The organism is Rhodococcus sp. KBW08, assembly GCF_003852455.1.
In the GTDB taxonomy this organism is placed as follows: Bacteria; Actinomycetota; Actinomycetes; order Mycobacteriales; family Mycobacteriaceae; genus Rhodococcus_F; species Rhodococcus_F baikonurensis.
In genome coordinates this window covers 433991-460731 of record NZ_QAJJ01000009.1, presented here as the reverse complement: position 1 = coordinate 460731, position 26741 = coordinate 433991, and the positions used below count along the sequence as shown (strand labels likewise).

Genomic DNA, 26741 nt, shown 5'->3' with positions numbered 1-26741 from the left:
GTCCTACTTCTTGCCGCCGCCGAGGAGGCCACCGAGAAGGTCGCCGAGGCCACCGCCGCCGCCGGATCCGCCCAGGATGCCGCCGAGTGCGCCGCCGATGCCGCCGCCGGAATTGCCGCCACCGCCGAGAATTCCGCCGAGGAGATCCCCGAGTCCGCCGCCGCCGGAGGCCTGGGTCTGCGCGCCGGCTCCGCCACCGGTGAACTGCTTGGCGAGGTAAGCCAGGACGATGGGAGCGAGGATCGGCAGCAACTGCTTCACCAGATCGTTTCCACCGCCGCCACCGACACCGCCGAGTGCGCTGGCGACCTGATCGGTGTTGCCGCCGAAGATGTTCGAGACGATCTTCTGACCGTCCGCGGTGTCGACTTTGCTGATGTCGACGCCGTCGTCGAGAAGGCTGGTGTCGGCGTGCGACTGCAACGCGCTTTCCAGCGAGGCTGCGCCTGCGGGATCCTGCGCGTTGGCGCCGAGGCCGCCGACGAGGGTCGGAAGTGCAGTCTTGACCGCCGATTCGGCAGTTGCCTGGTCCACGCCGAGTTGCTGCGCGATCTGGTCGATGGGGATCTGGGATAGAAGGTCGTCAAGCGATGCCATTGATGCCCTACCTCTTCTGGGGTACTACTCGTCAGTACCCGGCTGTTGCAGACACTAGTGAATGTCGGCGTCGACGGTAACCCTCCGGTTGCCGAGCGGTCAGGCTCGGGTCTTCTCGCGGGGGACCAGACACGCTAGGAGTGCGAGAATCAGTCCGCCGGCCGTCAAGATGAATCCTGTCTGATTTGTCAGGATCGTGGAGTAGTTTTCCCTGATGACATTGTCGAATTGGTCGTTCACTCGGTAGTAGAACGTGCCCAGAGTTCCCAATCCCACGATGATTCCGATCCACGCCGCAATACGAGAACCGAACAGTGCGGCGATCAGAATCAATACGGCTGAAGCGAGCAGAAGTATCGCCATCGACCGGTAGAAGGTCACGGACTGATCGCCGAGTTGCTCGATTGCCCACCCGGCCGGAAAGCCGTCCCTCAGGTCCTCGAGGCGAACATTGTTGGGTTTGACCCCGGCCAGTACGTACATGAACGAGCCGACGGCAACGGCGATTCCACAAATGAGCAGAACCAGATGAACTAACGTGCGCATGCCAGTCTCCCTGTGTTCGGAGTTCGGTGACGCGGTCGTCGCCGAGCCTAGCTGTGTCGCGGGTGTCAAGCTCGGTATCGAGCGTGCAGAATCGTCTCCATGCCCGACAACATGCGTCGACTCGAAGAGATCTCGTTGTCCCTGCCGGAGGCGGAGCGCGTCGACATCGAAGCCTGGGACGGCCACCCGACCTTCCGGGTCCGGGGCAAGAACTTCGTGTTCTGCAATCTCGAAGCCACCTCCTTGACCGTCAAGTTGAGCAAGGAGGAAGCCGAAGCGGTGGTGGCCACCGAACCAGGCGCAAGTGCTGCCGGCTATGGCCTCGGTCGCCACGGGTGGGTTGCACTCGACATCGGCCCAGACGTTTCCGAGGAGAAATGGTCGCAACTGGAGGAGTGGATCTACACCTCGTTCACCCTCGTTGCGCCGAAGCGGCTTGCCCGGATCGTTCTCGATGCGGATGAGGAACGCCCGTAACGGATAGATTCGTCAGTACAGACGCCGACTAGACGAGGATTTGTCGTGACGACACCGGAAACTTCACCGGCCACCGCAAAACCGGGCATGCCGCCGTGGGCGAAGAAGGCCATCGGGATCGCAGTGATGGCGGTGGTCCTGGTCATTGCGTACTTCATCCTCGCCGCTTTCCTTCCGCGTTGGTGGGCGCAGCGTATTGCGTCGCTCGCAAACGGCAGTTTCAGCGCCGGTATCGCGTGGGGACTTCTGTTCGGTCTCGTGTGCACGCTGGTCCCGCTGATCTTCTTCCGCGCGGTCTGGCAGGTGCGCAAGCGTAAGCACGCGCGGATCATGCAGATCACCGCCCTCGCGTTGGGAGTGATCTTCGCGCTGCCGAACCTGCTCTCTCTGACAGTCGTCCTCGGCAACAACAACGCGGCGCATGCGGGCGAGCGGATCCTCGACGTCGACGGCCCAGGCTTCCGCGGAGCCTCGGTTGTCGGTGCCGTCCTCGGCGTTGCGTTGTTCCTGGGACTTGTGGCGCTCGGCTACATGTACAAAAAGCGTGGCAAGGATCTCGACAAGATGCGCGGTGAACTCAAGCAGCACGAGCCGCAGAGCAAGGGCGAGGCACCGGCTCCCGAAATCTGAGTCAGCTCTTCGACCGAGTACTCAGGCCGACACCGACTCCGACGGTTCCCGCCGCCACCAGTCCGGCGAGCGGGACCGCCCAGTGGCCGGCGAACGTGCAGGCGAGAACCAGGATGGCACTCACCGGTAGTACAGCCTGCTCGATCCTGTCGCGCTTGAAGTGGCGTGAGTGCATGAGCCACACGAAGATCAGGAACATCGCGGCCGGGATCGTGACCGCGGCAGATGCAGCGAACGTCGAAATGTGCGCTTCGCCCACTGCTTCCTCGACGGCTACGTCGATGCCGGCGCCGATGGCCGCAGCGGATCCGAATACGAAGTAGTGCCCGTATCCCCACAGCAGGACGGCGCGATTGCCTTGGTCTGCGAGGTACTCGTGGATCGGGACGGCAAAGTAGATCCACAACGCGGAGAACACGATCAGAACTCCGCCGACGGCAATCGGTATCAGGAGGTCGGCGGCGTCGAAATCACGAATGCCGGATTGGACTGCGATTGTGGCGGCAGCAATGGTTTCGCCGAGCATGATGATGGTGAAGAGGCCGTAGCGTTCGGCGATGTGTTGCGGGTGCCACGGCGTCTGGTGGTTGCGTTCGGCTATTGCCGGCACCGCGAGTTCGGCGATCATGAGAACGAAGAATCCGGGTATCCACGCCGACGCAGGCATCAGAAGCAGCACGATCCAGCCGGCCTGGACGATCACGAGCCCGGCGGCGTATTGCAGTGCAGTGGTTCGCGCTGCACCGGTTTCACCGCTGGCGGCTCGAAGCCATTGGCAGGTGAGCGCAATTCGCATGATGAGGTAGCCGACGATGGCCTTCGTACGGTCGGTCCCGTCGAATGCGTCGGGGATTCCGGCGGCGAAGACGAGCACGCCACAAATCTGTACGAAGGTCGCGATCCGGTAGGGGACGTCGTCCGTGTCGTAGGCAGATGCGAACCAGGTGAAGTTCACCCACGCCCACCACAGTGCGAAGAAGACGAACATGTAACCGGCGATGCCGTCGGCGTAGTGGCCCTCGGCAACTGCGTGCACCAGTTGGACTCCGGCTTGCGCGGCTGCCACCACGAAACACAGGTCGAAGAACAATTCGAGTGGAGTCGACGCGCGATGGTTCTCGTCGCGGCTGCGTGCGCGCATCCGGATTATCGGCATAACCGCGCGGCCGTGGCCGGCCCCCGTACTGGTGTGTTCTGTCATCGTCCCCACCTTGCTCCGCCGAGTAGTGCAGGAGCGCAGTCTAGGACGAATCCCGTCGGGTCGACGAATGAGACATTTCGACCTTCACCACACGAGAACGGGCTTGATGACGCGGCCCGACGCCTGATCTTCCACGGCTTTGTTGATGTCGGAGAACGCGTACCGCGTCACCAAACGGTCGATCGGAAACCTGCCCTCGGTGAAGAGTTCGACGAGTTCGGGAATGAAGGTCGTGATCTCGGATTCGCCCTCGATGCATCCTCGAATCGTCTTTCCGTTCAACATGATGTCGGCCATGTTCACCTCGAGTGCGGACGCTCCGAGTCCGACCACTGCAAGTGTTCCCCGCGCACGAAGCGAGGCAATTCCCTGGTAGATCACGGCGCCGATGCCGGTGGTGTCGAGGGAATGCGTCGAACCCCCGTCGGTGGCGGCTCGCACCGCTTCGACCGCGTCCTCGGTGGTCGGATCGACGGTCACGGCGCCGAATTCCTCGGCGAGGCTTCGTCGCTGCGCAACCGGGTCCACCGCGACCAGGGTGGAAACCCCGGCAGCTCTCGCTGCCAGCAGCGCCGCGAATCCGACGCTGCCCGCTCCGAAGACGACAACCGTCGAGTCGGGCTCGGGGCGAAGCAGATTCAGTACCGCGCCGGCGCCGGTTTGAAACCCGCAGCCGAGCGGAGCTGCGACGGTCAGGTCCACCGCAGGATCGACGACGACGGTGTTGTCGGCAGAGGTGATGACGTATTCCGCGAAGCTGGACTGGCCGAAGAAGGCGGACCGTAGCGGGGTTCCGTCTCGCCGGATCGGCGTCGAGCCGTCGGTGCGTGCGCCAGAGCTGTTGAGCGCGTGTGAGCTTTCGCAGTACGCCCGATGACCGCTGAGACATTGCCTGCACGCACCGCAACTGCGATAGCTCAACAACACGTGATCGCCGGGCACGACCTTGTCGATCGACGAGCCGACGGCCTCGACCACCCCCGCTCCTTCGTGCCCGAACACGCAGGGGCCGAGCCTTTCCGGTAGCACCGACTTCGTGAACAAATCTGTGTGGCACAGGCCGGTAGCGACGATGCGAACAAGGATCTCGTCTGCGCGGGGTTCGTCGATTTCAACGGTGTCGAGTGTGAAGGGGGAGTGTGGGCCGTGTGAGAGCGCCGCTGTCATCTGCATGGAGGACATCGAATTCTGTTCGGCGCGAATCACGCTCGCTCGAGCAGGAAGTAGTAATGCTGCCTACCGTCGAGAACCAGCGCCGACTTTCCGTTCATGATGCCCATCAGTGTCGAGTCGTCGACCTTCTTGAAGTGGTCGAAGATCGGCGCACCGTCGTAGACCATCGTTGCCGTGACTTCGCCACGAAACTCGATGTTCCACAGGCTTGCTTCGCCATTGCCGCCCTTGACGTCGGAATAGAGGTTGCCGTCTTCGTCTCGGCAGATCAACGGCTTTGCGTCCTCGACCGAGTTGAAGGTCTTGCCGTACCAACGGCTCGCGAACAGCTTTTCGTGAAGCCGGTGACCGGTGGCGAAGTCGTCACCTTTCCATTCGCCGAGGATGTCTTCTGCGGCGACGGTGTCCAGAGCGGCCCAAACGTCATCGAGTTCTGCAGGAGATACACCACTTTCCGCTGCACGGAGCCGAGCGAAAGTGGTTCGGGCCTCGTCGAGATTCATGTCTCTCCCTGCATCGGCGGATAAGCGTCAAGTGAGTTCGCGAACCAAACTGTTCGTCAACTCCGCACGCTACGCCGAACCGGACGGTTCGGCAACGGTCGATTCGTTCTAGGCTGTCGACATGCGCTCAGCAGGGGAAGCCACGAGGGACCGCATCCTGGCGGCCGCAAAGGACGAGTTCGCCACGCACGGTCTGGCCGGCGCGCGGATCAATCGGATCGCCGCGCAGGCGCGTGCCAGCAAAGACCGTCTCTATGCGTACTTCGCAAGCAAGGAAGAGTTGTTCGCTGCCGTCACCGAACAGTGGACGTCCGAAACCACAGCGGAGACAGCGCTTCGTGGCGACGATCTGCCGGGCTATGCCGCTCGACTTTTCGACAACTACGTTGCGCATCCCGAGAACGCACGGTTGCAGCAATGGGCGGATCTCGAAGCACCGGACGTCATGAGTGAGGACGACATACGAAGCAAGACGTTCCGGCCCAAAGTAGCCGAGATCCGCAAGGGCCAACTCGAGGGTCACATCGACCCCGAGTGGAATCCTACGGAGTTGATTCTGTTGATCACCGATATCGTCCGAATGCTTGCGCTCAAGTCGTCTCGTTCGGTCCCTCGACGTCGGGAGGCGGCGGTCGAGGCGGTTCGGCGGTTGATCGCGACGTGACGAACCGGATGTGCAACGTGATCAATGGCCAACGCCGCGTTCCCTTGTGTTCTCGCACGAGGGGACGCGGCGTTGAATTCCAGTTCGGAGCGGGTCAGAGCTTGACCGAGGGCTGACCACTCCTGATTCGGTTCACCTCGGACCGGGCGAATTCGACTCGGTCGCTTTCTGTTCCGCGGGCCTGGGCCAGTGCGTCGGCTAGATCCGCGGCGGCCTCGAGTACGTACCCGTTGCGTCTGCGATCTGCGTGGCTTGCCGCTGACTTCCGGAATGTCTTGCGTGCCTTCCGGTCGCCGCACAGAGCCGTCAGTTCGTCGACGGTGATGACGCCGCGCTCGACCTCCGGGATGAGGACGTCTCGAAGGAACTGGCGTTCGCGGGGAACCGTCATTCGGAACACTCGGAAAACGAGGACCAACGCCGCGGTGATCATGACGACGAAGAGTGGGAAGAGAAGAATGGCCTTGCCCTGGGACAGAGCAGCGGCCGAATCCCACAGGCCGTGCAGCAACATCGCAGATGCCATCAAGATGAGGCCCCGCCCCACTCGTCGTGGTTCGGCGGGGCGCCCCAAGAGATAGACCAGTCCCGCACAGAAGATTGCACTGTAGAGAGTGTGCGCCGCGACTCCGAAGACCATACGGAGCATGATCGTGGACATCGCTGCACCGACCGGATCGGCCCCGAACTGCGACGCGGCCGAGTTCAGTGCGTAGAGAACGTCTTCGAAGATCTGGAAGCCGAGTCCGATGAATGCGCCGAGTATGAAGCCGTCGAAGGCGGTGCGCACCAAGCGAGATGCCAGCGCGACGAGTAGGAGCAGTCCGACACCTTTGGCGATTTCTTCGGTGAACGGCGCTGTCAACCCCGCGCCCCAGTCCTTCGCCCACGCTTGTCCGAACGTCTTGGCATACAAGGCGAGTATCGCGTCGTTGGCGTTCGCTGCCATGACCCACGTCGCAGCGAAGCTCCCCCAGAGGAAGGCCACCACGATCAACTTCACCGGCTGGCGTGCATAGCGGTCGATGTGATGGGTGAACCACCAGAAGACTGCGCCGTAGACGCCGAAGAGCACGATCGACAGTGCTATGGCGTCGCCGTAGGCGGGTGCTGAGGCCGAGAGCATCGAGAAAAGCTTGAAAGCACCGGTCACCACCAGCATGAGGTAGACCCAGAAGGCTGCGTTGCGCGGCTGGTAGAAGGTGAAAGACCGTCCCCAGCCCGAGTTTTCGATTGCATCGACTCTAGCGGTGATCAGGTTGTCGGTCGTCTGAGTGGCGGGAGCGGTCATCACTTTCCCTCTCCGGTTCGGTGGCCGATGCTCACGATCATGCGAGCGATGTCGTCGGTGATCGCGGGAGCCACGTCGCTCGGACCGGTGGAGACCACCTCGATGCCCTTGCCGTCGACGACGAATGCGGCGATCACTCCGTCCGTAGACGAATTCGAGTAGCTGGTCAGGACGCCACGGATGCCGCTCTCGGTCGTGATCGCCGAGGAATCGTCGCTCACGCGCAGTGATTTCTCGGTAGCGAGAGCATCCGAAGTCTTCTTGATCTGTTCCAGGAGAGCCTGTGCGTCTCCGGTGAAAGGCGCTGTGTACACGGTGAACATCGCTCCGCCGTTCACGAGCGCGGCGCGAGGGGGGAACGAACCGGTCACCGGTGTATCGGCCTCGCGGACGCCGTCGGTGATTCCCCAGCCTGGAGCGGGAACGAAGGTGATGCCGTACTGGAGTTCCATGACGTCGCCCGCGACGACCGGGTCGTCGTAGGAGACGGCGTCGTTGATCTGCGGGATGACGATGCTCATCACGATTGCGACGGCCAGCACGATGGCAGCCGGAAGGATGGTCGTGCGATCGAGGCCGAACCACCGCCGGTCAACCGGAACCCAGCGGTCGTCGGGTTCGTACCGGGCAGGTGGCGGTCCTTCCCGTTCCGTAACGTTCGCGTGTGTCATTTATGCCTCGGTTTCCGTGACTTTGTGGGTTGAAGAGTTTGCGCACAACAGTTTCCGATGCCTGTGTGCCGGAGAAGATCGGCAGGCCCCGAGAATCCGAGGAGTGAGCTTGTCTGTGAAGAAATTATCAAACCGAATATTTCGGGCTGCGGACTGAACTCGTTGTTTCTTTCCGAACTTGCGTTGGTGCAGCTCGACCGTCAGCTGAGGAGGTCGCCTGGATTTACGGATTTCTCAGTAATGGTGCGTACGTTGGGCGTCGGCTCGTTGACGCCCTAGGGATGTTGACGTGCCGCCAAACTTTTTGTCGTCGACTGTTCAGATGCTGGTGAGCAAAAGGATCGCGGACGGCCACCCGAAGTGAATATCGTCGACTCCCAGCGTGTTCCTTCGGTGCGCGCACCTGTTCAGCATCTGGAGTGGCCCGTGTCGAAGTGGCAGTACACATGAAGATCTCGAAGAAGACGGCGCTGGTTGTCATGGCTGCATTCGCCCTGACGTTGGGATCGGCGCAAGTCGGGACCGCCCGCGCGGACACACCGGTCAAGGTCAGTGTGGCCGGTCATGTGGTGAACGCTGGGCACTTCGAGCAGGTGCGGCGCCCGAATCGCTGCGTGAAGGCATCGCCGGCAAAGCCGAAGCCGAGCGAGTGGAAGACCACGAATCGCAGCGGGCGTCGTGGTAGCGGGGGATGCTTCTGAGCTCGCCGGCCGCCTTCGTTGTTTCCTGCTCCGGAAACTGCAACACGTTCTAGTATCGGGTCATGGACGTTACCTATGACGGGACCAAACGCGAAGTCGCCACCGGCAAAGGCACCTTGCGTTATCACGAGGCCGGGGATGGTCCGCCGTTGATCCTGTTGCACGGCTCGGGGATCGGCGTGAGTGGGTGGCGGAACTATCGGGGGAACCTCGAGGTGTTCGCGAAGCATTTCCACTGCTACATCCTCGAGTTCCCGGGTTTCGGCGTGAGCGATCCCGTCGACGGGCATCCGGTTCTCACGGCAGCTTCGGCGGTGATCCGATTCATGGACGCGCTGGGAATCGAATCGGCTGCGATGATCGGCAATTCGATGGGTGGAGTTGTCGGCGTCAACGTCGCGATGAGGTTCCCCGACCGCGTCCGCAAACTGGTCACCATCGGCGGAGTGGGCCCGAACATCTTCAGTCAGAACCCGAGCGAAGGCACGCGGCTCCTGCAGGACTTCGCCGACGCTCCCAGTCGCGACAAGTTGGTTCGCTGGCTCGAATGCATGGTGTACGACAGGGCTGTGATCACCGAGGAACGGATCGCGGAGCGGTGGGAAACTGCCAACGACCCGGCATCGCATCAGGCATTGTCTGCGATGTACGGGTCCAAAGCCTTTGCTGCTCAGCAACAGATGATGGCCAACGCGGACGCACCGCCCTACTGGTCGATGATGCACAAGGTGCAGTGCCCGACCTTGCTGACCTGGGGGCTCGACGATCGGCAGTGCCCACCCGACATGCCGATGATTCCGATGCGACTGATTCCGAACGCCGAACTGCACGTCTTCCCGAACTGCGGGCACTGGGTGATGGTCGAAGCCAAGCAGGCATTCGAGCGGGTGACCCTCGAGTTTCTGCTTCGATGAGCTGTTCGGCAATTCATGTGGCGCCCGTTCATGTGGCGCCCGTTCATGTGGCACGAATGCAGAAGACCCGGCGCTCCGTGTGAGGAGTGCCGGGTCTGCGTTTGTGCCCCCAGTAGGACTCGAACCTACGACCTGCGGATTAAAAGTCCGTAGCTCTACCAACTGAGCTATAGGGGCGCGGCGCAGAGTCTAACGGGACCGCAGAGTACGTGAAAACACCACCCCCACCAGAAGTGCAATTCCGATGACGGCGATGGTTCCACCGGTGCGGTGCAGACCCGCGTCGTCGATGGTTCCGCGCATGGTCAACTCGATGACGACGGCAGCAAGGTTGGCGCCGATGTACTGGATTGTTCGGTACAGGCCGATCGCGGTCCCGACGTCGGCGGAGGTGGTCACCGAGTTGATCAGGTTCTGGTTTCCCATGTTGTTGAAGCCGTTGGGAATGCCCAGGATCGCCGCTATCAGCAGGAGCGCCACCAGCGGCGTCGAACTCGATTCGACGAAGGCGATCAGAATCCCGCCGACAGCCAACGCGGCTGTGCCGATCAGCAGGGTGATCCGTGCGCCGAATTTCCCGTACACCTTCGACGCGGACATGGTCGCGAAGATCCCGATCGCAGCGACGGGGAGCATGAAGAGCCCCGCGCTGATCGGCGACATTCCGCGGGCTACCTGTAGCCACTGGGGGAGTCCGAAGAATATGCAGTAGAACGCTGTGTAGGTCAGCAGGGTCCGGCCGAGTGTCATGCTCAGTGCACGGTTTCGCGCGACGGCACGGACGTCGATGAATGCCGAGGCCGTTCGACGTTCCCACCAGACGAAGAGGAACGCGAAGAATGCCGTCGATGGCAGGAGGTACCACTTCGCATGCTCGGCGAGGGAGAGGAGAAAGAGCATCGTCGACGTCGTCAGGGCCAGAAACAGGCCGATGCCGAGTGGATCGAGAGACTTGAACAACGCAGCGGCACCGGCGCGGTCGGGCAGAGCTGAGTCGCTCGGAGCGGCGAAGAAGACCCATACGGCGGTGACGACGACGAGCGGGAGGTTCACCCACATGATCGACTGCCAACCGAGTGTGCCGACCAACAATCCGCCGAGGGTCGGGCCCAGCGCGACGACCGACTGAGCGCAAATGGTGAGTGTTGCTATCGCTGAACGGGTTTGAGTCCGGTGGCGATCGGCGTATTCACGGATGACGGTCATCGCATTCGGATACTGTGTCGCCGTGCCGATTCCGAGCAGGATTCGTGCCGCGATGAGCCAACCCAGCGACGGAGCGAGCGAGCCGAGGATCGATCCGGCAGCGATCAGTCCCAACCCTGCGAGATAGACGCGTTTGGCGCCGAGAATCGATCCGAGTCGCCCGGCCGCAGGGGCCGTGACCGCGGTCGCGATGTAGAGGGCCGAGATCACCCAGGCCGTACCGGAACTCGAACCGAAGTAGGTGGCGATCGGGACGATTGCCACCGCAATCATCGACGAGTTCAGTGCTTGAAGAACGGTTCCCGAGCCGAGAGCAAGACTCAGTTTCAGTGGAACGGAAGTGTGGGGCGTCGGCGTTTCGACGACGGCGGTCACGGGTTCATCAGTGACTCCTCTGATGTCGATGTCGATGCTGATGCCGGGGAAGCATCCTGGCCGAGTCTGCGCAGGATGCGGCCGGCGATCAGCAGCAGATCGCGCTCGGCTTCGGTGCACTCGGTATCGATCACCTCGGCCAGCCACTCAGTGCGTTTCTTTCGGTCTTCGTCCAGGGTCGAGATCCCGAGTTCGGTCATCGTGACCAGGACCGCGCGCCCATCCGACGGATCCGAACTGCGTGTGACCATCCCCTGCTCTTCGAGTGCGGCCACGGTCTTGGCGATCGATTGCGGTGTGACGCGCTCGAATTTGGCCAACTCTTTTGCGGTCAACGGACCTTGTCGGTCGAGGTGGCCGAGGGCCTGGATTTGGCTCGGGGTGAGTTTGTGGTCGTTGCGTTTGGTGCGCAGCCGCCGAACGAAGGCACCCAGATCGTCCCAAAGTACGTCGATGTCGTCTCGTGCCTTACTTCGAGCCCCACGTTCGTCCATTTAGACAGTCTAACTGTGTTGTTTCAGCGTTTCCAGTCCGATTTTCGCGAAAAAGTGGGAATAAATGATTGCTTTGGTTGTTTAAAACTCTGGGACTGCCGTGCATCGGCAGGCGGACTGATTCCGTCCACGGGTCGGATTGCCGAAGTCTCCGACAGTAGAAAGCTCGGATGCGCACCCCCTGCGGCGCACCCGAGCGGCCAAAACCATACCACTTGGTGTCTTTTGGGCATAAAGTCGGTTGTTGTCCCCCGAACGGCCGATTGAGACTAGTACTTTTGGCGGGTATGGCTCTAGTCCTTACGTAGGGTGTGTTGGAGGGGATATTGTGAAGTTTCGGGGGATGACAGGCGCCGATCACGGCGATTCTGCGTACCAACTCTGCGAGAGGCACAACACCGTCAATGGCACGTCAACAAGAGCGTGCGCGGCGTACCCGCGCCGCCCTGGTCGAAGCGGCTGCAGTCGAATTCGCCAAGCGCGGCTATGCAGCTGCGTCGGTGAACACGATCCTCGAGGGCTCCCGCGCCACCAAAGGCGCCATGTATTTTCATTTCCAGTCCAAGGAGGAGTTGGCGCGAGCAGTTCTGACCTCGGCTATCGAAACCTTCACTGGAATCACTGATCGTTGGGCCAAGAGAACAGACCTCGATCCATTCGTCGCCTTGCACGGGCTCGTGCTCGACATTGCCGAGGTCTTCCGTACCGAGGTAATCGTGCAGGCGGAATTCCGGCTGATCATCGAGCCGGAGTTCTACAAGGATGTGCAATCGGGTGGCGGGCAGGTCTGGGGAAAGACCGCCTACGAGTTGGCATTGCGCGCCAAGGACGACGGTTTGCTCCGCGACGACGTCGACCCGGAGAAATTCACGCGTGTCCTGGCAGCGAGCCTTGCCGGCCAGCGGTACATGGCGGACCTGATTGCCTCGAGTGGCGATCTGGGCGTGTGGTTCGAGGAGTCCCTCGAAGTGGTGCTCGAAGCGATGGCCACGCCGGAGTGGTTGGAGAAGTTCCATCGTGACGGGTGGCCGCAAGTGGAGTTCCCCGACGCGGAATAGTCCACTTTTTTGGCCATGACCAGGCGATTTGTGATTTCCGAATGCCGTGCCATAAGCTATCCAAGCTCCCAACGGAACGCCGTTGGGGTACTAGTTCGGAGAGATCCGGCGGGCCCCCTTCGTCTAGCGGCCTAGGACGCCGCCCTTTCAAGGCGGTAGCGCGGGTTCGAATCCCGTAGGGGGTACGTTTTGCGAAAGCGAAACGATGCAGTATGGTTTGACCCGCACGACACGCTTTGAGATGCACAAATGCCAGGCCAGGACAGTGGTTTGGGAGCGGCTCGAAGATGTAGTACGGTTTCACAGCAAGGAAAAAGCAAGGCCCTGTGGCGCAGTTGGTTAGCGCGCCGCCCTGTCACGGCGGAGGTCGCGGGTTCGAGTCCCGTCAGGGTCGCAAAGCGTTGTTCTCAGTCTCTTGATTGAGAACAACGCAATGCGATAGGCATTCGGTTCGGGTGCCGTCCGGCCAGGTAGCTCAGTTGGTACGAGCGTCCGCCTGAAAAGCGGAAGGTCGCCGGTTCGATCCCGGCCCTGGCCACAACAATTCTTTTGAGCAAGCTCCAACATCGATGTTCTTCGAACATGAGGTTGGAGCTTTTTCGTGTTCCGATGCCAATCGCCATCTTCATTTCGGCGCGACCATCTGGGCAAGTACGCGCCCATCCCTTCGTGAATGTTTCCGGTCACCGGGAACGTGCTGTGCGTCACTCCGCCGCGAACTTCACTATTAGCCGGTTGCGGCCGATCCCTGGTCGCGTCTACTGGAAGTGAGGTGGAATACCTGTGTCGCACTCGAGATCTTGGCGTATCGGGAAAGTGAGCCGTGCCGCCGTCGCGGTGCTCGGTGCCGGCGTCTTGTTGGTGGGCTGCGCGAGTAGCAACGACGACAGCGGAACCGACACACCGACTGCGTCGGGTGACGTCGTGACCGGCATGGTCAACGAGCAACCAGATCCGGGGAGTGCAGTCGCCGGCGGGACCATGACGTACGGCGTGCAGGTACTCGTTCCCTCACTCGACCCGACCAAGACTGCCGCCCGCGGCGGTTCCGGTGGAGAGGCGTTCGCAGCTGTCTACGACGTCTTGATGAGCTACGACACTGCCAGCGGAGAATTCGAGCCCAAGCTTGCCGAATCGCTCGCGACCGCTGACGACGGAGCCACCTGGACTCTGAAACTTCGCGACGGTGTGAAGTTCAGCGACGGCACCACCCTGGACGCCAACGCGGTGATCGCGAGTATCGATCGGTACAACGCAGGCAAGGGCAACGGCGCCGAGCTCTGGCTGGCTTCAGTGGAATCGGCGCAGGCAAGCGATCCGACGACGGTCGTGTTCAAGCTGAAGACGCCGTGGATGCGCTTTCCGTCGATGCTCGCTCTCGGTCACGGGATGATCGTCGCCCCGAGTTCGCAGCAAGGCGACAAGTTCACGGCTGTCGGAGCCGGGCCTTTCACCGAAGATCTCTTCACTCCGAGCGTCGAGCGAGTTTTCAAGGCCAACCCGTCCTACTACGGCGGGGCTCCGAAGCTGGACAAGTTGCGAATGGTCGCCCTCAACGGTCCGCAGGCCAATCTCGAATCGTTGAACAGCGGTCAGCTCGATGTCGCGTACATTCGTGGCCTCACGTCGGCGATCAATTCCGCCAAGTCCGCTGGTTACCCCGGCTACATCGACGTGCTCAATGCCGGTAGTGCCGAGATCGTCAACAACCGTGAAGGCCGACCGGGCTCGGATGTTCGCGTCCGCCAGGCTATCGGCTACGCGCTCGACACCACGTTGATCGATCAGCGCGTGGAAAATGGTGAGGGACTGCCGGGCTCGGAGTTGTTCGGTCCGACGTCCCAATGGCATGTAGACACACCGGGTATCGCCTACGACCCCGAGAAGGCGAAGGAACTACTGAATCAGGCAAAGGCCGACGGGTACGACGGCACTCTCGACTACACCGTCCTGAGTGAGCCCAAGGATCATGCGATCGGTCTCGCCGTGCAGTCACTGTTGCAGGCCGTCGGGTTCGATGTGAACTTGATCTTGGCCAACAATGCCGGCGACATCGTGCAGAACGTCTACGTCAAGCACGATTTCGACCTCGCGCACGCGGGCATCGGAATGTACGAGTCGATTCTCGATCTCGGATTGTTCTCCACGACCAACAGCACCTCGATGGCGAACACTGCTGGATACGCGAACCCCGCGATGGACCAGCTGATCGCAGATCTACAACAGGCCAAGGACAATTCGTCGACTCTGGCGGTCATCGGCAAGATCCAGACACTGTGGAACGAGACGGTTCCGTCCGCACCGATCGGCGGGCTGACATCGTTCTGGGCCTGGCAGAAGTACGTTCACGGTGTCGTTCCCACAGCTACCGGAATCATGCTGTTCGACCAGGCCTGGCTGGGCGCGAAGTAGATCAACTGCTGCCCTCCAGGCGAGCCCCGTCCGACGCGAGTCGGGCGGGGCTCGTTCTCTTTCGACGTCCAGCGTCAACGATGCAACCCTTTCGATCAGTGTGATTCAATTGAAATAGGTTGTAGGTCAATAGGATTCGTCAAGCGTGATTTGACTTGTCCAGTGTGGCCCGCATAGATTGCATCCACCATCCAGAGTGGCTGAGAGACCTGGCTCGATGATGCCGCAGCAACCCGCTACCTAACCGCAGTGTGGGTGCTACCGCCAGGACCGATGGAGGACACATGACTGTATTTGCCGTGGGTATCGAACTGGACGGCGAGGGCACTCACCCCGCCGCCTGGCGCCGAAGTTCGCACCGCCCGGATCAGCTGCTCACGGGTAAGACCGTGCGCGATCGCGTCGCGGCTGCCGAGAATGCGGGCTTCACCTTCGCGACGTTCGACGATTCCATCCTTCCACCGAGTGGCGACGTCGTCGGCCGGATCGACGCCGTCTCGCGGGCGTCGTACGTGGCGGCGACGACCAGCACGATCGGGTTGGTCCCCGTCGTCGGGACCACGTACGCCGAACCATTCGACACGTCTTCGCAATTGGCGACGCTCGACTACTCCTCCCGTGGGCGCGGTGGCTGGCTGGCTGTTCCGGTCGAAGACGAAGCTGCGGCGAAGGCGTGGGGGAGAGCTCCGGTGGCAACGGAGTCGGCGCGTCAGCAGGAGCAGCGGGATTCGGTCACGGTCGTGACCGATCTCTGGGATTCGTGGGAGGACGACGCCGTCGTCCGTGACTATCTCAGCGGACGGTTCCTCGAGCGTGATCGTCTGCATTACGTCAATTTCGAGGGCGACACGTTCTCGGTGAAGGGGCCCGCAATCGTTCCGCGACCGCCGCAAGGTCAGTTGGTGGTGTTCGGACGCTACGGAGAAATCGATCCACGCCAGGCGGATGTCGTTCTCGTTTCCGGTGATTCGGTGGAGGCTGTTACACAGTCGGCCGCCAAGGCGCGCGATGAGGGCGCGTCATTGGTGGTCGCCGAGGTCGATGTGGCATTCGATACGCCCAATCTGTCTGCGGCGCAGCGGTTGATCGAGCTGAACTCGCACGGGAAAGCCGTCGACAGTGGACGACTGCTCCTCGCTGCGGATCCAGGGGAGGCGGCCGTAGTTCTGAGGGAGTTGGCCGGGCACCTCGACGGGGTTCATGTCCACGCTCTCGTGATCGACGAGGACCTTCCGGTGCTGGCCAAATTCGTTCTTCCGGCGCTGTCCAAGGCCGGGCTGACGCGACGCCCGGTTCCGGGATCGACCCTGAGGGGCAACCTCGGTCTGCAGCGGCCCGCAAATCGATTTGCCCACTCCTCCTGACTTGACTTCGCGCTAAGGATATTTCGGCCATGACTGCATCACGCTCCGCCGTACCTCGACCCGACGCTCACGTTCACTTCGGCGTCTTCTTCCAAGGGGTCAACCACACCACCATCTGGTCCGATTCCGCCAGTGGTTCCCAGATCGACTTCGAGACGTTTCGGCGGTTGGTACTCACCGCCGAGCGAGGTCTGTTCGACGCCTTCTTCCTCGGTGAGGGCCTTCGCCTCCGCGAGCAGAACGGCAAGATTCTCGACCTCGATATAGCCGGCCGCCCCGACGCCATCGCGCAGTTGGCCGCACTCGCCGGTATCACCGACAAGATCGGGTTGGTCGCGACGCAGAACACCACGTACAACGAACCGGCCGACCTCGCACGTCGACTCTCCGGTCTCGATCTGCTTTCCGGTGGACGGGCCGGCTGGAACGCGGTGACCACCGACAACGCGTGGACTGGAGAGAACTTCCGTCGCGGTGGCTTCCTCGATCACGCCCTACGCTACGAGCGTGCCGGGCAGTTCATCGAAACCGCGCGGGCACTGTGGGATTCGTGGGCCGACGACGCGATCTCGGACTCTCGCACGTCCGAGCACTGGTCGACTCCGGGAGCCGTCGGCGACGTACGCAAGCAGACTTCGCAGTTCGACATCTCCGTGACGCCGACCCTTCCCCGAAGCCGCCAGGGGCATCCGGTCATCTTCCAAGCGGGCGATTCGCCGAGTGGACGCGATTTCGCGGCGACACATGCAGATGTCATATTCTCCCGACACGGGACGCATTTCGACGGCGCACTCGACTTCGCGGAGGACATTCGGGCTCGGTTGCGTAGAGCCGGACGACCGGAAGACGACGTCAAGATCTTGCCCAGTACACAGATCGTGTTGGCGGAGAACGAGTCCGAGGTCGAGGAGAAAGCGCGGTGGGTCCTCGAAGGCCAGTTCACCGGTCAGACTGCCCTGTCTCTGGTCGGACTGGTGTGGGGGAAGGATCTGTCCGATCGAGACCCGGACGGTCCACTGCCCGAGGAAGATCCGGTTGCCCGCCCCGTTTCCGAGACACGCGGTTCAGCGCGGGACGGCAACGACCCCATTGCGATCGCGCGTGAATGGCGGGCGCTCGCGGAGGCAAAGAACCTGTCCCTGCGTCAGGTCGCCATCGAGACCTCGCAGCGTTCGGGTTTTGCGGGCACTCCCGGCCAGGTGGCCGACCAGTTGGTGCATTGGGTGCGCAACGGAGCGTCGGACGGCTTCAACATTTCGCCGTACCTGGTGCCGACCGGGTTGGACGAGATCGTCGACTGGTTGATCCCGGAGTTGCAGGAGCGTGGGGCGTATCGCACCGAGTACTCCACGTCGACGCTGCGAGGGCACCTGGGTCTGCGGCCGCCGCTCACGCGTCGGGCTCCGTCCGAAGCTGCGGGGTAACGGGTCCTGTCGCACACGGTCACAGCGACGGCCGAATCCACCAAGCTCGATTCGGCCGTCCGCTGGGAGATTGTCGTCTGCGTCGCCGCGGGTTTCACCACTCTTCTCGATTCGGCGGTGCTCGGAATCGGAGTTCCGTCCATCCGTGCGTCACTGGGCGCGTCGACCTCCGAAGTGCAGTGGATCCTCGCGAGCTATTCGCTTACTTTCGGCTTGGCCCTGGTGCCGGCGGGCCGACTCGGTGACGTCGTCGGGCGTCGACGCTTGTTCTTGTCGGGGCTGAGCATTTTCGCGGTGATGGGAATCCTCGGAGCGTGTGCGTCGGACCCGTCGATGATCGTGTCGGCCCGGCTGGGGCAAGGGATCGGCGCAGGCACCATCAGTTCGCAGGTGCTCGGCATCATCACCGACCGGGTGTCCGGAAAGGCTCGGGCGAAGGCGTTGGGCGCGTACAGCACCGCGGGTGGGCTGGCCGGCGTTTCCGGACCGATCCTCGGTGGCGTTCTGCTGAAGTATTCCGACGCCGACTTCGGATGGCGGTTGCTTCTCGTTCTCAATGTGCCGTTTGCCGTGATCACTCTGATGTTGGCATTTCGCTTTCTGCGCCGTGATCGGACCACCCGATCAGGCGCGTCGATCGATCCGGTCGGGCTGTGTCTGCTGGCGACTACGACCGGGCTCCTGTTGTGGCCCATCGTGACCCGAACCAGTGTCACTGTCGCCGCGGTTTTCCTGATCGGCGCGTTCGGCGCTGCCGTTGCCTTCTGGTTCTGGGAGCGGCGGTACGCCGACCGCGGCGGAACGCCGGTACTGCTTCCGTCGTTGATCGCCTCACGGGGCTTCCGACTGGGTACAACGGTTGCACTCTTCTGGTTCGGATCCATCCTCGCCGTCAACGCGGTGCTCAGCCTCTATCTGATCGAAGGTTTGGGCTTCGCGCCGCTGAGTGCGGCGTTGATCATGACCGGTAGCTCACTCGCGATGGCACTGACGTCGGCTTTCGGATGGCGGTTGGTCGCCAGGTTCGGTCGAAGTGCGGTGGTTTTTGCGATAGTCGGCGAGATCCTCGTCATCCTCGGCTACGTCGTGGCGGTCAATGTGATTCCGCGGGAACATCTGATCCCGGTGCTGGTAGTCCTGGCGGTGCTGTCGGGAGTTGCCAGCGGCTTGGTCGACGCGCCCAATCGGGTTCTGACTCTCGAATATGCACCGGCGGGCGGGAACGGAGTTGCAGCGGGTTTCCTGCAACTGTCGCAGCGCCTGTCCGCGACCATCTCGCTGGCCGCGGTATCGGGGTTGTATCTCGGTGTACTCGGATCGTTGACCGACGGATACGGACGTGCGCTCGGTATAGCGCTGGCCGTTTGTGTGGTCATGTTGACGCTCTCGTTGGCAGCAGCGGTAGCAGACAGACGTCGGCGAAGGGTGTGAACAGGCATTTCGTAGGTTGTCGAGTCCGTTCGAAGGCCGAGCCCGTGTGACTCATGGGACTTGTGTTACCCATGGGTTAGGAGTCGTGGGACGATACTTGTGTGGTGACCGGTCGCAGTGAAGACAAGCCCAACGGTCGCGGGAGTGGAGAGCCAGTTAACTCGCCCCGTGGATCGTCGGACAAACGTGACCGCACATCGACGCCCTTCCGTGCTCGAACGGCGCTCTGGACGAATCGGCCGCTGTTCGATTTCCACATGATCGTCGGTCTGGTCGTGCTGATCGTCGCGTTCGGACTACTCATGGTGCTCTCGTCCTCGGGCGTCGAGTCCTATGTTCTGTCCGGGACGTCCTATGCCAGATTCTGGCCCCAGTGCATGTTCGCGGCGATCGGTTTGGTGATGTTCGTGGCGGTCGTGCGCTTACCGACCGAAACGATGCGTAGAGCGTCGCCGTGGCTGCTGATCCTGTGTCTTGTTCTTCTTGTCCTGGTGCTGATTCCAGGTATCGGTTCGGAACAGATGGGTGCGCGCAGCTGGTTTGTGATCGCGGGCATTTCCTTCCAGCCGTCGGAGCTGGCCAAACTTTCTCTGGCGATCTGGTCCGCAGCGACGGTTGCGTCGTTCATGAAGGCGCGGATGGACGTCAATCGCGCGCTGCCGGTGATCGGCGGTACGACCCTGCTGGTTCTGGTCCTGGTGGTGTTCGAGAAAGACCTCGGAACCACCATCACGATCGGCATCATCTTCATGTCGGTGCTGTGGTTCGGGCTGTTCCGGATGAAGACGTTCATCAGCCTCACACTCGGTTCCGCAGTCGCGTTTCTCGTGCTCGGGCTTACTGCTGGTTACCGCTCGGATCGCATCAAAGCCTTCCTCAATCCTGATCTCGACCCGCAAGGCCTGAACTTCCAGAGCACCCAGGCGAAGTACGCATTGGCGAACGGCGGCATCTTCGGTCGTGGTCTGGGACAGTCCGACGCCAAATGGAGCTACCTCCCGCAGGCACACAACGACTTCATTTTTGCCGTGATCGGTGAAGAGTTGGGTCTGGTCGGCGCGCTGATCGTCGTTGCTCTCTTTGCTGCGGTACTGATCGTCGGGCTGCGGATTGCCAAGCGGTCCACCGATCCGTTCCTCAAAGTCATGACGGCGACGGCAACGACGTTGATCGTCGTACAGGCGTTCATCAACATCGCGTACGTGGTGGGCTTGATTCCGGTGACCGGTCTGCAATTGCCGCTCATCTCGGCGGGCGGAACGTCGATGATCACCACCCTGCTGATGTTCGGGCTGATCGCTCACGCCGCCTTCCGCGAGCCGGAGGCCGTCGCCTCGTCCGAGAGCAGCGGTCGCGGTTGGATTCCGTTGGTCTTCGGCAAGCCGCGGTTCGGCCTTGCCAAGAAACCGCAGACTGATCGGCGTCGGCCGCCTGCTCGCCGCGCTCAGCCTGTCCCAACTGGTCAACGCAGGCCGGAGCGACGTGCGCCACAACCCGACCGGCGCCGGACTCCAGCGCCGGGCCGACGCGCACCATCGCGTGACTGGTCGGAAGATCCACGTAGACGCGGCCGATCCGATCGGCCCCGGCGCGCTTCCTGATCTCGGCCGGTTCCACTGGCGGGCACTTCGGAAGCGGGCAGTCGTGCACCCGACAATTGCGTTGGGCGGCTACATTAGGAGTCGGTATTGACGACGTCTAATAAGGGTTGTGGACATGGCAGGTGGCGACAAGGCAGACCAGTCGGTGGTCGAACGTAGCTCGGTGACCGGACGTCGTACGACGCCGTCGCAGCGAGCGCGTTTTCGCCGGATTGTCGACGCTGCAATGGAATCCGCCTCCGAAGGTGGCTACGACGCGGTGCAGATGCGATCGGTCGCCGATCGTGCCGGCGTCGCGATCGGGACTGTTTACCGCTATTTCCCGTCCAAGAACCACATGCTCGTCGTCGCATTGTTGTGGATGTTCGAGGGTTTGCGTGACAGATTCCAGGACTTTGTAATCCCCGGCGAGACTCCGTCGGACCGGATTCTGTTTGTGCTGCGCAAGAATACGGAGGTCCTCGAGACCGATCACCTCCGCTACGAAGCGTTGGTTCGGGCGTACATGTTCGCAGACGCATCGGCGACTCCGGAACTCAACGCACTCGGTGGGGTCGTGACCGAGATGTTCGCGAAGGCTATCGGCGTCGAGGAAGTCTCGCAGCAGCAACTGGACGCGGTGAAGGTCATCGACGACGTCTGGATGTCGAGTCTCGTCTCGTGGGTAGCCGGCCGGATGACGACAGACGAAGTGATGGCGCATCTCGAACTTGCCGTGCGCCTGGTCTTTCGCAAGTTGGGCGGATAGAACTCACACGGTGTATCCGCCGTCGACGTTGAGCTTCTGGCCGCTGATGAATCCGGCGGCGTCGCTCGCGAGGAAACATACGGCTTCGGCGATGTCGGTGGCCGATCCGAAGCGCTTCAACGGGATTCGGCTCATGGTCACGTCGAGCGCGCCCTGATCGAGTTCGGCGGAGTTGATCAGACGCTCGGCCATTCCGTCCGTCAACATGCCTGGTCCTACGGCGTTGAACCGGACGCCGTAGCGTCCTTCCTCTGCGGCGAATCCGCGAACCAGTTGTTCGACAGCCCCTTTGGTGCCTGCGGAGAGTCCGTCGCGCACGGGAAAACGATCCGTAGCCGCGGTCGTCACCGCTACCACCGAACCCGAGGATGCACGCAGCGCAGGCAGGGCGGTGTGGACGAGCGTGAAGAACGCCGCGGCTTCCTGGTTCAGTTGTTCGGTGAAGAACGCCGGAGTCACGCGTGAGAGGTGCGTCATCGGGACGTGCGGTCCGGCAGCGTGGACGAGGGTCGTCAGCCCACCCAGATCACTGACCGCATCTCTGACGGCGGCGTTGATCGACGATTCGTCGGTGAGGTCGAGAGGGTACGAGTGGGCGCGTACGCCATGCGCGCGAATCTGCTCGCTCAGCTGCTCGGCGGCGTCCTTGTTGTTTCGGTAGGTGAAGGCGACGTCGTGTCCGCGTTCGGCGAGAGTCAAGGCGATCGCCGACCCGATTCCGCCGGTTCCTCCGCTGACAAAAGCGGTGCGTGCTGTGCTCACAATGCCTCCAGGTGTCTGCCGATTCTCAACCTAACAAATGCTTGGTTGGGGTGCTGGTCGGAATATATCAGTGCGCGAAGGACAGGCTCAGATTGCTATCGCAACCGGACTGATCGTCCTAATCTGTTGCCATGTCAGGAGACAGTGTGCAGTTGACCGACGGGGCGCCCGGTGGGGAATCCGAACCTCACGCACCGAGTTTGAACAATCGCCTCAATTGGCTGCGTGCAGGTGTTCTGGGTGCAAACGACGGAATCGTCTCGACCGCAGGCCTCGTGGTCGGTGTTGCGGCAGCCACAACCGAGCGCTCCGCGATCTTCACCGCCGGTTTCGCTGGTCTGGTTGCCGGCGCTGTGTCCATGGCGTTGGGTGAGTACGTTTCGGTCAGCGCTCAGCGAGACACCGAACGCGCACTCCTGCAGAAGGAGAAGAAGGAACTCCTCGAAACACCGGAGGCGGAACTTCAGGAACTGACCGAGATCTACGAGAACAAGGGATTGAGCCAGGAGACGGCTCGACGAGTCGCCGAAGAATTGACCGCGCACGATGCTTTCGCGGCACACGTCGAAGTCGAATTGGGCATCGACCCGGACGATCTTACCAATCCATGGCATGCGGCGATCTCGTCGGCAATCTCGTTCACGATCGGCGCGGCGATCCCGTTGGTCGCGATTCTGTTGCCGCCGACGGGTATCCGCGTGCCCATCGCCTTCTTCGCGGTGCTGATCGCACTTGCACTGACCGGGACGATCAGCGCGACGCTGGGCGGAGCCCGCAAGACCAGAGCCGTGCTACGAGTGGTGATCGGCGGCGCGCTGGCGATGGCTGTGACGTACGGAGTAGGTCAGCTGGTGGGCACGGGTCTCGGCTGACCCTGCTGTGCGCCTTTATTAACCCCCCGCGGTTAATAAAGGCGCACAGCAATTCAGGCGCGACAGATCATGACCGGTCCCGGCGCATGGTGCAGCAGATTCTGGCTCGTCGAGCCCATCACGGCACCGGCCATCGCACTGCGCCCGTGACTTCCGACAACTATCAACTGCGCATCGCCCGCGTACTTGAGCATGACGGGAGCAGCGGCGCCGGGTTCACTGATGCGGGTGACCGGCACGTCCGGGTACTGGTCGGCCATACCGGCCAGGTTTTCCGCCAGTAGCGCCGACTCCTCCTGCTCGACGGCCTCCCAGTCGATGAGGATTCCCGCTCCGCCCTCGCGGAAGGTGGACGAGCCCTGCCAGGTGTGGACGGCGATGAGCGGCGCGTCGAACTGATCGGCATAACGAAACGCGTACTCGACGGCCTTCTTGCTCAACGCACTTCCGTCGACTCCGACGATGACGGGACGTTGATCCGGACCGGGATTCTGCGCCGAACCACGCCACACCGTGACCGGACAGGTGGCGTGATTTGCCACCTTCAGTGCAGTCGAACCCAGCAGCCTCGAACGCAGTGCACCCGATCCGGTCGACCCCATCACGATCAGGCGTGCGGTACCCGAAGATTCGAGTATGTGCGTCGACGCCGGGCCTGGTGCGATCTCGGATTCGACGGTCAGTTCCGGGAATTCAGCCGAAATCACCGCTGCAGCGGCGTCGACGATCGCTTCGCCGTCTTCGCGGATCTGGCTGAGGAACTGCGACTGCAACATCACTGCAGCGGGACTGTAGATCGGACCCTCCTGGGGGAGGGCGTGCGCCAGAATCAGTCGTGAGTTCACCGCATTCGCAACCGAGGCGGCCCACCGGGCCGCAGCCGTGGACGCCTCGGATCCGTCGATGCCGGCGACGACATCCTGGTGTCCTGCAAGTGTGTTCATGTCTACTCCCTCTGAAATGATCGAGATCGGTCGACTGGTTGCGGCGAAGTCACCAGAGTGACGACGCCGACTTCACGGCTTCCTTCCACGTCTTGCGGAGCAGGGTTGACTGCCCGTCGGCTATTTCCAGTTCTCGCCGATAGGCCATGCCCAATCCGAAGCTGGTCAAAGACGTGTGTTCCTGCTCCGCCGCGATTTCGAGCAGATGATGTTGGGCGACAACGGAATCCTGATGTTCGCCGAGAACGTCCTGGAAGTGGCTGAAATGCTTCAAGGCGCGCTTGGCTCGGCTCTTCGACACCGGTTCCATGACCTCGATCGCGTACTTCATCCGCTTGGCACCCTTGCGTGCGCGGTGCATTCGCTCGTCACGCTCGGCGCGGGTATCGGCATCGAAGACGTGATCGACTCGCTTGCCGACCTTGTGAGCCAGATGACGCAGGGTATGAGCCAACTCTCGTGCCGACGCCTTCTTTCCCACACGGTGGGCGACGGTGTCGAACTCGAGGTCGCCGACGTACTCGTCGAGACGATCGAGCAGCGTGGTGTAGCGCTCGGAATCGAGCGCTTCGAGGGCTGTTTCCTGCGCGGTTTCACCGCGGGCCGAGAAGAACTCGTCGATTCGAGCACGCACAGCTTCTCGTTCGGGCATCTCGTCGATTTCGCCGAGGCGTTCGACCAGACGTTCCCATTGGACCTCGACGTCGCGGGCGTCACCGAACTTTCCACCGATCCACCGCAGGTCGGTGATCAGATCGTCGGTCTTGGGGGAGTGGCCCGCGTAGGACTGAAGAGCGCTGCGGATGCGACGAGCTGCAACCCGGAAGTCGTGAACGGCTTCGTCGTCGGCCCGACGCGTTCCGAGGTCCGCTGCGACCAGTGCGCGTAGTTGTTCGATGAGGTAATTGCGCAACAGAATCCGCGGATTCGACGCTTTGCCCGTGGTGATCTCGGGACCGACGTACGGGGTCACCGAAGTACCCAGTGCTCGTTTGAGTTTGGACGGACTTGCAGAACGCTCCAGCCCGGCGTCCAGTAGAACCGTCTCGATTGCGTCGGCCAGATCTTGTCCGCCTGCGCCTTGTTCGACCTCGACTTCCTGCCACGTCGATTCACCGGAACCGTCTGCCTTGCAGGCGATGACGGTGTCGGAGACCACTTCGGCGAGCAGAACACCGTTTTCGCCGTTGAGTCGGGTGCGCTCCCGGTCGGTGATGATCAGGGCGACCGGAACCAGGTCGTGACCGCGAATGATCGCCCGGATCAGACTCGACAGCGGCGAGGGGACATCGGTGCTCTCGTCCGGCGGAAGCTGGATCTCGGTTCGAGTGTCCTGGCCTGCGGGAAGTTTCATGTGCCACCCCGCATCATCGCCGCCCTCGCGCTTGCGCAGCGTGATCTTCTCGGCGAGCAACCGGTAGTCGGCGGTGTCGAAGTAGGTGGCAGAGAGCTGTATCGAGTCGTGAACCGGCTCACCGACAACACCGGGAAGTCCACCCAAGGCGGGGACTTCCTGCTCGGCCGGCGCCTCGTACTTGCGCTCGATCTCCCGTACGGCTTCGGGTACGACAGCGGTCTTGCTCATCTGGTCTCCTCTTGCGGTGCGGTCTGCGCTTCCATCCTCCCGGTATCGGTGGCGCAGTGGAAGGGTCCGGGGTCCCTACGGCGAGTCGCCACCGCCTGATTCGTCCGGCCAGGACAGGGTTCGTCGACTTTCGAACCGTCGCAGCCGGCCGGTCATCGGATCCTCGAACTCGAGAACCTTCGACAGCAGGCGCAGCGGGTTCGAATAATCCTCTGCGGCAACGTCGTAGAAGTCGGGATAGAAGTTGTCGCCGTGGATCGGGAGCCCGACGGAGGTCATGTGCAGGCGCAGTTGATGGGTCTTGCCGGTATGGGGGATCAACCGGTACCGCGCGAAGCCGTCCCGCGTCTCGATCAGTTCGATCCGCGACTCGCTGTTGGGTTCGCCCTCGATCTCCTCGGCTTTGAGCACCCCGCGTTCTTTGACGATGCGACTGCGCACGACTACGGGAGTGCTCACCTGCGCGTCGTAACGCGCGATGGCCTCGTATTCCTTGGTGACGCGGCGCTCGGCGAACATGGTCTGGTAGCCGCGCCTGGCCGCCTGATGCACGGTGAACAGCAGTAGTCCCGCTGTGACGCGGTCGAGGCGATGAGCGGGACTCAACTCCGGCAGGTCGAGGTCCCGACGCAATCTGACCAGTGCCGATTCGGCGATGTATCGCCCTCGCGGGGTGCTCGCCAGGAAATGCGGCTTGTCCACGACCAGGATGTTCTCGTCCCGGTGCAGGACGTCGATCTCGAACGGTACCCGCGACTCGACGGGTGGGTCTCGGTACAGGTAGACGAACCGCCGCGGAGCGTAAGCACTCGCCTCGGTGATTCCGACGCCCTTCTCGTCGACGACTTCCCCGGCTGCGACTTTCTCCCGCAAGCGGACGGCATCCTGGGGAAACCGTTCGAGCAGGTAGTCGAGCGTCGTCGCCCACATGCCGTCTTCGGGCTGACGGATGCGACTGGGGTTCAGGCCGTCGCGGACGGGAAGGGGAGATCGTGACACATCTTCAAAGCTAGCCGTCCGGCCGGCATTCAGACCTATTGACGACATATGGGACGGAAGTTACTATCCGGTAAGTTCGTGACGCCGGTCACTGTCGT

Annotated in this window: 26 protein-coding genes, 4 tRNA genes and 1 riboswitch; of the genes, 16 read left to right on the top strand and 14 right to left on the bottom strand. The window is 62.1% G+C overall.

All coding sequences use genetic code 11. The features are described from left to right. Nucleotides 1–3: 3 nt before the first annotated feature. Both DBV08_RS12970 and DBV08_RS12965 read right to left on the bottom strand, forming a co-directional pair. The gene (locus DBV08_RS12970) at nt 4–597 is read right to left on the bottom strand and encodes a DUF937 domain-containing protein (protein WP_095968689.1); all 594 of its coding nucleotides are present in this window, start codon (nt 595–597) and stop codon (nt 4–6) included. Nucleotides 598–696: 99 nt separating this feature from the next. Then, a complete protein-coding gene (locus tag DBV08_RS12965) occupies nt 697–1143 on the bottom strand; it encodes a hypothetical protein (RefSeq protein WP_124567676.1) in 447 nt (148 codons plus the stop codon). A 99-nt stretch (nt 1144–1242) separates the two neighbouring features. Here DBV08_RS12965 and DBV08_RS12960 point away from each other — a divergent pair, with 99 nt between their 5' ends. Together DBV08_RS12960 and DBV08_RS12955 are read left to right on the top strand one after the other, a co-directional pair. After that, nucleotides 1243–1620, top strand: coding sequence for an MmcQ/YjbR family DNA-binding protein (locus DBV08_RS12960; RefSeq protein WP_124567675.1), 378 nt, complete (start codon nt 1243–1245; stop codon nt 1618–1620). Between the two features lie 45 nt (nt 1621–1665). Beyond that, nucleotides 1666–2250: a hypothetical protein gene (locus tag DBV08_RS12955; protein ID WP_003940111.1), complete on the top strand. Its 585-nt coding sequence runs from the start codon at nt 1666–1668 to the stop codon at nt 2248–2250. A gap of 1 nt (nt 2251) precedes the next feature. On the opposite strand, the gene DBV08_RS12950 is transcribed toward DBV08_RS12955, so the two are convergent. The 3 genes from DBV08_RS12950 to DBV08_RS12940 form a co-directional block, all read right to left on the bottom strand. After that, nucleotides 2252–3451, bottom strand: coding sequence for a low temperature requirement protein A (locus DBV08_RS12950; RefSeq protein ID WP_124567674.1), 1200 nt, complete (start codon nt 3449–3451; stop codon nt 2252–2254). Nucleotides 3452–3535: 84 nt separating this feature from the next. Then, nucleotides 3536–4624 (bottom strand): NAD(P)-dependent alcohol dehydrogenase, encoded by a 1089-nt coding sequence (locus DBV08_RS12945; RefSeq protein WP_185564618.1) that lies wholly within the window; start codon nt 4622–4624, stop codon nt 3536–3538. 29 nt (nt 4625–4653) lie between these two features. Continuing rightward, a complete protein-coding gene (locus DBV08_RS12940) occupies nt 4654–5127 on the bottom strand; it encodes a DUF4334 domain-containing protein (protein WP_124567672.1) in 474 nt (157 codons plus the stop codon). Nucleotides 5128–5248: 121 nt separating this feature from the next. Between DBV08_RS12940 and DBV08_RS12935 the strand changes: the two genes are divergently transcribed. Next, nucleotides 5249–5791 carry a TetR/AcrR family transcriptional regulator gene (locus DBV08_RS12935; RefSeq protein ID WP_095968694.1) on the top strand — a complete coding sequence of 181 codons (543 nt, stop codon included), beginning with the start codon at nt 5249–5251 and terminating at the stop codon, nt 5789–5791. Between the two features lie 94 nt (nt 5792–5885). Here DBV08_RS12935 and DBV08_RS12930 read toward each other — a convergent pair whose 3' ends face one another. Both DBV08_RS12930 and DBV08_RS12925 read right to left on the bottom strand, forming a co-directional pair. Then, nucleotides 5886–7082: a PrsW family intramembrane metalloprotease gene (locus DBV08_RS12930; protein WP_124567671.1), complete on the bottom strand. Its 1197-nt coding sequence runs from the start codon at nt 7080–7082 to the stop codon at nt 5886–5888. Further along, nucleotides 7082–7753: a hypothetical protein gene (locus DBV08_RS12925; protein WP_124567670.1), complete on the bottom strand. Its 672-nt coding sequence runs from the start codon at nt 7751–7753 to the stop codon at nt 7082–7084. The genes DBV08_RS12930 and DBV08_RS12925 overlap by 1 nt, the downstream gene beginning before the upstream one ends. Before the next feature lie 446 nt (nt 7754–8199). Between DBV08_RS12925 and DBV08_RS12920 the strand changes: the two genes are divergently transcribed. Continuing rightward, nucleotides 8200–8454: a hypothetical protein gene (locus DBV08_RS12920; RefSeq protein ID WP_124567669.1), complete on the top strand. Its 255-nt coding sequence runs from the start codon at nt 8200–8202 to the stop codon at nt 8452–8454. Nucleotides 8455–8516: 62 nt separating this feature from the next. Continuing rightward, on the top strand, nt 8517–9368 hold the full coding sequence (locus tag DBV08_RS12915) for an alpha/beta fold hydrolase (protein WP_124567668.1): 852 nt from the start codon (nt 8517–8519) through the stop codon (nt 9366–9368). A 104-nt stretch (nt 9369–9472) separates the two neighbouring features. Here DBV08_RS12915 and DBV08_RS12910 read toward each other — a convergent pair. The 3 genes from DBV08_RS12910 to DBV08_RS12900 all read right to left on the bottom strand — a co-directional run bounded on the left by DBV08_RS12910 (nt 9473) and on the right by DBV08_RS12900 (nt 11443). Continuing rightward, nucleotides 9473–9545, bottom strand: a tRNA-Lys gene (locus DBV08_RS12910). A 12-nt stretch (nt 9546–9557) separates the two neighbouring features. Next, nucleotides 9558–10949 (bottom strand): MFS transporter, encoded by a 1392-nt coding sequence (locus DBV08_RS12905; protein WP_124567667.1) that lies wholly within the window; start codon nt 10947–10949, stop codon nt 9558–9560. Continuing rightward, nucleotides 10946–11443 carry a MarR family winged helix-turn-helix transcriptional regulator gene (locus tag DBV08_RS12900; protein ID WP_124567666.1) on the bottom strand — a complete coding sequence of 166 codons (498 nt, stop codon included), beginning with the start codon at nt 11441–11443 and terminating at the stop codon, nt 10946–10948. Before DBV08_RS12900 ends, DBV08_RS12905 begins: the two co-directional genes overlap by 4 nt. Nucleotides 11444–11847: 404 nt before the next feature. On the opposite strand from DBV08_RS12900, the gene DBV08_RS12895 reads away from it, so the two are divergent. From DBV08_RS12895 to DBV08_RS12850, 10 genes are all read left to right on the top strand, one after another. Then, nucleotides 11848–12501: a TetR family transcriptional regulator gene (locus DBV08_RS12895; protein WP_124567665.1), complete on the top strand. Its 654-nt coding sequence runs from the start codon at nt 11848–11850 to the stop codon at nt 12499–12501. 112 nt (nt 12502–12613) lie between these two features. Continuing rightward, nucleotides 12614–12686, top strand: a tRNA-Glu gene (locus tag DBV08_RS12890). Between the two features lie 135 nt (nt 12687–12821). Then, nucleotides 12822–12895 (top strand) — tRNA-Asp (locus tag DBV08_RS12885). Nucleotides 12896–12965: 70 nt separating this feature from the next. Continuing rightward, nucleotides 12966–13039, top strand: a tRNA-Phe gene (locus DBV08_RS12880). A gap of 278 nt (nt 13040–13317) precedes the next feature. Then, the gene (locus tag DBV08_RS12875) at nt 13318–14913 is read left to right on the top strand and encodes an ABC transporter substrate-binding protein (RefSeq protein ID WP_234036865.1); all 1596 of its coding nucleotides are present in this window, start codon (nt 13318–13320) and stop codon (nt 14911–14913) included. A gap of 184 nt (nt 14914–15097) precedes the next feature. Continuing rightward, nucleotides 15098–15193: riboswitch (SAM riboswitch) on the top strand. A 4-nt stretch (nt 15194–15197) separates the two neighbouring features. Then, nucleotides 15198–16277: an LLM class flavin-dependent oxidoreductase gene (locus DBV08_RS12870; protein ID WP_124567663.1), complete on the top strand. Its 1080-nt coding sequence runs from the start codon at nt 15198–15200 to the stop codon at nt 16275–16277. A 29-nt stretch (nt 16278–16306) separates the two neighbouring features. Beyond that, entirely contained in the window at nt 16307–17701 is a 1395-nt protein-coding gene (locus tag DBV08_RS12865; protein WP_124567662.1) for an NtaA/DmoA family FMN-dependent monooxygenase, read from the top strand. A gap of 69 nt (nt 17702–17770) precedes the next feature. After that, a complete protein-coding gene (locus DBV08_RS12860) occupies nt 17771–19132 on the top strand; it encodes an MFS transporter (RefSeq protein ID WP_124567661.1) in 1362 nt (453 codons plus the stop codon). 101 nt (nt 19133–19233) lie between these two features. Then, on the top strand, nt 19234–20733 hold the full coding sequence (ftsW, locus tag DBV08_RS12855; protein ID WP_260395554.1) for a putative lipid II flippase FtsW: 1500 nt from the start codon (nt 19234–19236) through the stop codon (nt 20731–20733). Between the two features lie 115 nt (nt 20734–20848). Beyond that, complete coding sequence (locus DBV08_RS12850) at nt 20849–21481, top strand: TetR family transcriptional regulator (protein WP_007733896.1); 633 nt, start codon at nt 20849–20851, stop codon at nt 21479–21481. A 3-nt stretch (nt 21482–21484) separates the two neighbouring features. Here DBV08_RS12850 and DBV08_RS12845 read toward each other — a convergent pair whose 3' ends face one another. Continuing rightward, on the bottom strand, nt 21485–22243 hold the full coding sequence (locus DBV08_RS12845) for an SDR family NAD(P)-dependent oxidoreductase (protein WP_124567660.1): 759 nt from the start codon (nt 22241–22243) through the stop codon (nt 21485–21487). A gap of 131 nt (nt 22244–22374) precedes the next feature. Between DBV08_RS12845 and DBV08_RS12840 the strand changes: the two genes are divergently transcribed. Further along, nucleotides 22375–23115, top strand: coding sequence for a VIT family protein (locus DBV08_RS12840; protein ID WP_124567659.1), 741 nt, complete (start codon nt 22375–22377; stop codon nt 23113–23115). 53 nt (nt 23116–23168) lie between these two features. Here the strand turns inward: DBV08_RS12840 and DBV08_RS12835 are convergent, their stop codons facing one another. The 3 genes from DBV08_RS12835 to DBV08_RS12825 form a co-directional block, all read right to left on the bottom strand. After that, nucleotides 23169–24059, bottom strand: coding sequence for a universal stress protein (locus tag DBV08_RS12835; protein WP_124567658.1), 891 nt, complete (start codon nt 24057–24059; stop codon nt 23169–23171). Nucleotides 24060–24108: 49 nt separating this feature from the next. Next, nucleotides 24109–25644, bottom strand: coding sequence for a CYTH and CHAD domain-containing protein (locus DBV08_RS12830; protein WP_095968709.1), 1536 nt, complete (start codon nt 25642–25644; stop codon nt 24109–24111). Between the two features lie 75 nt (nt 25645–25719). Then, a complete protein-coding gene (locus DBV08_RS12825; protein ID WP_397487277.1) occupies nt 25720–26691 on the bottom strand; it encodes a pseudouridine synthase in 972 nt (323 codons plus the stop codon). Nucleotides 26692–26741: the final 50 nt, after the last annotated feature.